The sequence below is a fragment of the Methylobacterium sp. B1 genome, assembly GCF_000333255.1.
GTDB classification, from domain to species: Bacteria; Pseudomonadota; Alphaproteobacteria; order Rhizobiales; family Beijerinckiaceae; genus Methylobacterium; species Methylobacterium fujisawaense.
This window is the reverse complement of record NZ_BACT01000725.1, coordinates 1-5,104: the sequence shown is the minus strand read 5'-3', so window position 1 is coordinate 5,104 and position 5,104 is coordinate 1. Positions and strand designations below refer to the sequence as shown.

The 5,104-nt window shown below is 70.5% G+C and carries 3 protein-coding genes; 1 reads left to right on the top strand and 2 read right to left on the bottom strand.

Features of this window, described 5'->3' with window-relative positions; genetic code table 11:
* Positions 1 to 284: 284 nt before the first annotated feature.
* Entirely contained in the window at positions 285 to 2,288 is a 2,004-nt protein-coding gene (gene dxs / locus I53_RS21195) for a 1-deoxy-D-xylulose-5-phosphate synthase (RefSeq protein WP_043354383.1), read from the top strand.
* Positions 2,289 to 2,456: 168 nt separating this feature from the next.
* Here dxs and I53_RS21190 read toward each other — a convergent pair whose 3' ends face one another.
* On the bottom strand, positions 2,457 to 3,578 hold the full coding sequence (locus I53_RS21190) for a tartrate dehydrogenase (RefSeq protein ID WP_051044939.1): 1,122 nt from the start codon (positions 3,576 to 3,578) through the stop codon (positions 2,457 to 2,459).
* A 104-nt stretch (positions 3,579 to 3,682) separates the two neighbouring features.
* On the bottom strand, positions 3,683 to 5,104 hold a 1,422-nt coding region (locus tag I53_RS21185; RefSeq protein WP_043354381.1), incomplete at its 5' end, for a chloride channel protein.

Sequence of the window (5,104 nt, the reverse complement as noted above, 5' to 3'; positions counted from 1 at the left end):
AGCGGCGCGCCGCGGCGTAAGCTTGACCGTAAACCGTAATCGCGAGCGCGAGCAGGATTGTGCACAGACGAGCCGGATTCAAAGGCGAACCTCTTGTGGCGTTAAGGGCACGTGATTCAAAAAAGCGACGGCCCGACATTGATCGCGCCGCCGTTCATCCGTACCTGGCACTATCATGACAGCGGCGGACGGGCGGGTTCTAGCATGAACGCGTGCTCCCGGGGTGCTGGCGTTGCGGTTGCCACGGGCCCGTGACGGAGCCGTCGCCATATTCGAACGAACGGATGCGACCATTGGCACTCTCCCCTGAGCAATCGGCGTTGCTGGACCGTGTCCCGAATCCTGCGGCGCTGCGGCGTCTTCCGGAATCGGATCTTCCGGCTGTTGCGGAGGCGGTGCGCGCCGAGATGATCGACGCGGTGTCGATCACCGGCGGCCATCTGGGCTCGGGGCTCGGCGTGGTCGAGCTGACGGTGGCGCTGCACCACGTGTTCGACACCCCCGACGACCGCATCGTCTGGGACGTCGGCCACCAGTGCTACCCGCACAAGATCCTGACCGAGCGCCGCGACCGCATCCGGACCCTGCGCCAGGGCGGGGGGCTGTCGGGCTTCACCAAGCGCAGCGAGAGCGTCTACGACCCGTTCGGCGCCGCCCATTCCTCGACCTCGATCTCGGCGGCGCTGGGCATGGCGGTCGCGCGCGACCTCGACAACGCCACCGCCAAGGTGAAGGGCCGCCCGCAGAAGCGCCGCAACGCCATCGCGGTGATCGGCGACGGCTCGATGTCGGCCGGCATGGCCTACGAGGCGCTCAACAATGCCGGCGCCCTGCACTCGCGCCTGATCGTCATCCTCAACGACAACGACATGTCGATCGCCCCGCCGGTGGGCGCCATGTCGGCCTATCTCGCGCGGCTGGCCTCGGGGGGCGCCTACCAGTCCCTGCGCGAGACCGCCAAGCAGCTCGGCAAGCTGCTGCCGAAGGCGCTCTACCAGCGCGCCGCGGCGGCCGAGGAATACGCCCGCTCGCTCGTGGTCGGCGGCGGCACCATGTTCGAGGAGATGGGCTTCCACTACGTCGGCCCGGTGGACGGGCACAATCTCGACCACCTGCTGCCGGTGCTCAAGAACGTCCGCGACGCCGAGCACGGCCCGATCCTGCTGCACGTCGTCACCCAGAAGGGCAAGGGCTACGCGCCGGCCGAGGCGAGCGCCGACCGCTACCACGGCGTGGTCAAGTTCGACGTGATCTCGGGCGTGCAGGCCAAGGCCAAGCCGAACGCGCCGGCCTACACGCGGGTGTTCGGCGAGAGCCTGATCAAGGCGGCGGATGCCGACGACAAGGTGGTGGCGATCACCGCCGCCATGCCGGGCGGCACCGGCATCGACCTGTTCGGCAAGGCGCATCCGGACAAGACCTTCGACGTGGGCATCGCCGAGCAGCACGCGGTGACGTTCGCGGGCGGGCTGGCCACCGAGGGCTACCGGCCGTTCGTGGCGATCTACTCGACCTTCCTGCAGCGGGCCTACGACCAGGTGGTGCACGACGTGGCGCTGCAGAACCTGCCGGTGCGGTTCTGCCTGGACCGGGCGGGTCTGGTGGGCGCGGACGGGGCGACGCATGCCGGCGCGTTCGACCTGGCGTATCTGTGCTGCCTGCCGAACATGACCGTGATGGCGGCCTCCGACGAGGCCGAGCTGGTGCACATGGTGGCCACCGCCCACGCGCATGATTCGGGCCCGATCGCCCTGCGCTACCCGCGCGGCGAGGGCGTGGGGGTCGAGCTGCCGGAGCGGGGCGCGGTGCTGGCGATCGGCAAGGGCCGGGTGGTGCGCCGGGACGCGGAGGCGCAGGTGGCGATCCTCAGCCTGGGCACGCGGCTGGCCGAGGCCTCGAAGGCGGCGGACACGCTGTCCGAGCAGGGCGTGGCGGTGACGGTGGCGGATGCGCGGTTCGCCAAGCCGCTGGACGAGGCGCTGATCCTGGATCTGGCGCGGGACCACGAGGTCCTGCTGACGATCGAGGAGGGCTCGCGGGGCGGGTTCGGCGCGATGGTGCTGCACCTGCTGTCGGAGACGGGCGCGCTGGACGCGGGCGGGGTCCGGGTGCGGACGCTGACGCTGCCGGACACCTACCAAGACCACGACAGCCCCGAGAAGATGTACGCCGAGGCCGGCCTCGACGCCAAAGCCATCGTCAAGGCGGCCCTCGATGCCCTGCCGGCGGCGTCCGGCAAGGCGGAGCCGGCCAGCAACGTGGTGAGCGTGCGCCGCCGTCCCCGCTGATCGCGCGTTTCGCGACGGCGCTCCGACCCGCGCACCGCGTCCTGAGGGGCCGGAGCGGAGCGCAGGCCCCGAAGGCGCCTTCCGGAGGTCGCGCGATCTCCGGAAGGCGCCTGCGAGGCGGCTCCGCCGCACCCCAGGATGAGGGTGCGGCAGGGCGAACCCGCCTCCCTACCCCAGCGCCTGCGCCACCGCCTTGCCGCAGGCCTGCGTGTCGGCGTTGCCGCCGAGGTCGCGGGTGCGCAGGGTCCGCTCGGACAGCACCCGTTCGATCCCGCTGACGATCTCCCGGGCGGCTTCGTGCTCGCCGAGATGCTCCAGCATCATCGCCCCCGACCAGATCTGACCGATCGGGTTGGCGATCCCCTGGCCGGCGATGTCCGGCGCCGAGCCGTGGACCGGCTCGAACACGGACGGGTGCACCCGCTCCGGGTTGATGTTGCCCGACGGCGCGATGCCGATCGTGCCCGTGCAGGCCGGGCCCAGATCCGACAGGATGTCGCCGAACAGGTTGGAGGCCACCACCACGTCGAACCGGTCCGGGTTCAGGACGAAATGCGCGGTCAGGATGTCGATGTGGTACTGGTCCCACCGGACGTCCGGATAGGACTCGGCCACCGCCTTCACCCGCTCGTCCCAGTACGGCATGGTGATCGAGATGCCGTTCGACTTCGTGGCCGAGGTCAGGTGCTTCTTCGGGCGCTTCTGGGCCAGCTCGAAGGCGAATTTCAGGATCCGGTCGGTCCCGTGACGGGTCATGATCGTCTCCTGCAGGGCGAATTCCCGGTCGGTGCCGGCGAACATCCGGCCGCCCGCGTTCGAGTACTCGCCCTCGGTGTTCTCGCGGACCACCCAGAAGTCGATATCGCCCGGCTTGCGGTCGGCGAGCGGGCACTTCACCCCCGGCATCAGCCGCACCGGGCGCAGGTTGGCGTACTGGTCGAATTCCCGCCGGAACAGGATCAGGGAGCCCCAGAGCGAGATGTGGTCGGGCACCCGCTCGGGCATGCCGACGGCGCCGAAATAGATCGCGTCGTGGGTCTCGATCTGCGCCTTCCAATCCTCCGGCATCATCCGGCCGTGCTGCTCGTAGTAGTCGCAGCTCGCGAAATCGAACCAGTCGAGCTGGAGCGAGAAGCCGTGGCGCTTGGCCGCCTGCTCCAGCACGCGCACGCCCTCCGGCACCACCTCCTTGCCGATACCGTCGCCGGGAATGACGGCGATGCGGTAAGGGCGGGGCGGGCTGTTCGGGTGGCCGGGTTTATCTGGACCGGGTTTTTCTTGGCCGGGCATGTGTCCTCCACGCATGTCGGAGATCGGGCTTTTGCGGAGCCCGGGTCGGAGATGTCAGGGTGATTGTTGCACCCGCGCGTGCGGTCAACACGCCGGCCTGACAATCAGTCGGTTTCGCCCGCCATCGCCCGGCGCTGGCGGTCGAGTTCCTCGCTGTAGCGCTTCAACGTGTGGCTCTCGGTGAGCAGGCCCAGCACCTTGCGGCTCTCGGCACTCTCGACGACTGCGAGCGCCTCGCTCTCCGTGCGGTCGAAGGCGGCGGCGGCGTCCTTGGCGTTCATGCCCGGCGTGAGGAAATCGTCCCCATGGAGGAGCAGGTCGGCGAGCACGGGCTGCGCGTCGGCGCCGGAATCCCGGGACGCCGCGTGCGCCTCGGGCACGTTCACGATGCCGGCATAGCGCCCGCCCCCGTCCACGGCGATCACCCGAGAGGGCGAGCCGAGGGGATGGGCACGCAGGAAGGTGGGCAGCGGCGTATCCACCGCCACGGTCCCGGGATTGCGGCGCATCAGGCGGCCGACGGTGAGCGAGCGGATCCAGCCGACATCGTGGGGGCTGCGGATGCTCTCGCCGCGCAGGTGGAAGCGCCAGGTGGCGAAGGAATAGCCGAAGGTCTTGCGCACGGTGAGCGAGGACGCGATCACCGCCGCCAGCACGACGCCGGTGATCGGCAGGCTGCCGGTGACCTCCAGCGCCAGGAACGTCATGGTCAGCGGGCCGCCGATGATCGCGACGGCCAGGGCGCTCATGCCGATCACCGCGTAGGCCAGGGGCGTGAGGCCGAAATCCGCGAGCGGCGGCACCAGCACGGGGGCGAGGGCGGCGAACAGCTTGCCGGCGATGGCGCCCAGGAACAGGGACGCGAAGAACAGACCGCCCCGGAACCCCGAGCCGATCGAGATCGCCGACGCCACCGCCTTGGCGGCGAACAGCCCGGCCAGGGCGGCGATGCCGTGTCCCTGCCCTTCGGAGGCGAAGTGCATGTGCAGGGCGCCGTGACCGCCCGAGAGCACCTGCGGCGTCGCCAGCAGCGCCAGCGCGCCGACGCACAGCCCCCCGAAGGCGGGCGCCGCCACCCGCGGGACGCCCGAGGCCTGGACGAGGCGCTCGACCAGGGTGACCCCGCGCATGATCAGGATGCCGAGGCCCGCACAGACCAGCCCGAGGGCGAGGCTCGGTAGGATCTCCAGGCTGGTGACGTGCGAGGTCGTGACCGCCTGCATGTCCCCGAGATCGACGAGCGGCTGGGCCTCGATCAGCGACCGGGAGATCAGGTTGCCGCACAGGGCCGCGACGATCACGGGCGTCAGGGTGGCGATGGAGTAGGTGCCGATGATCAGCTCGAAGGCGTAGAAGGCGCCGGCGAGCGGCGCGCCGAAGCCGGCCGCGATGGCCCCGGCCGCACCGCAGCCCACCAGGGTGCGCAGGTCGCTGCGCCGCACCTCGAAGGCGATGCCGAGCCGCGAGGCGAGGCCGGAGGCGATCTGTGTGTAGCCGGCTTCGAGCCACGGCGAGGCGCCGGACCC

What these genes read in the sequence shown, in the direction of transcription:
- dxs (WP_043354383.1), top strand. Translation starts at nt 285, where the DNA reads ATGCGACCATTGGCACTCTCCCCTGAGCAATCGGCGTTGCTGGACCGT.
- I53_RS21190 (WP_051044939.1), bottom strand. Translation starts at nt 3,578, where the DNA reads ATGCCCGGCCAAGAAAAACCCGGTCCAGATAAACCCGGCCACCCGAAC.